Source organism: Mesorhizobium sp. M7A.F.Ca.ET.027.03.2.1 (assembly GCF_003999175.1).
Lineage (GTDB): Bacteria > Pseudomonadota > Alphaproteobacteria > Rhizobiales > Rhizobiaceae > Mesorhizobium.
Genome location: NZ_RZOM01001660.1, coordinates 1 through 765 on the forward strand (window position 1 = coordinate 1; position 765 = coordinate 765).

Genomic DNA, 765 nt, shown 5'->3' on the forward strand with positions numbered 1-765 from the left:
GCGTAGCGCAAGGTTCGAAAGTTGGACCATCGCCAGCGCTTCGCCGACGCGAGTGGCGATCCGCTCCTTGGAGGAGCCTCGCACCCGCAAGGAATAACCAACATTCTCAGCGACTGTCATGTGCGGGAAGAGGGCATAGTTCTGGAACACCATGCCGATGTTGCGCTTTTCCGGCGGCTTGTCCTGGATCGGCCGCCCGTTGAGGGTGATTTCACCCGCTGACGGATATTCGAAGCCAGCGAGCATCATGAGCGTCGTCGTCTTGCCCGATCCCGACGGCCCCAAAAGCGTCAGGAATTCACCCTTCGCGATGTCAAGGTTGAGATCGCGAACCACGAAGCTATGGCCATCATATGTCTTGGATATGCAGGTCATGCCGACATGCATCGGGGGGTGAACCATGGCTGAAGGCGCTTGTCCCATTTGCTTTGTTCTCGATTATTGAGAATCAATATTGAATATCGAGAATAGAAGCATTCGGGTTGGCCTGCGTCAATCCCCTATGCTCAAATTCTGACCGGATGGGGTTGTTGCATTCACATTGTGCATTGCAGCATTTCTCAGTGCACCGGATCAGCTTTGGCGGCGGGCTTGATCGAACACACCCGTATCAATCGGCCTATGCGCAGAATCCGACCCCCGCTACAGGACGGCCGAATTAAGCTGGGACGCGGCGGATAGCGGCATCATTTGCACGCTCTCTGGGCGCAGGCATTACTGTCGAACGATCGATTACCCTCGACTTTGATCGTACTCGGGCCGAAC

At 55.7% G+C, this 765-nt stretch carries 1 protein-coding gene; it reads right to left on the bottom strand.

Features of this window, described 5'->3' with window-relative positions:
* The coding region (locus tag EN750_RS37165) for an ABC transporter ATP-binding protein (protein ID WP_245482939.1) at positions 1-375 on the bottom strand (375 nt) is incomplete at its 3' end.
* Between the last annotated feature and the right edge of the window lie 390 nt (positions 376-765).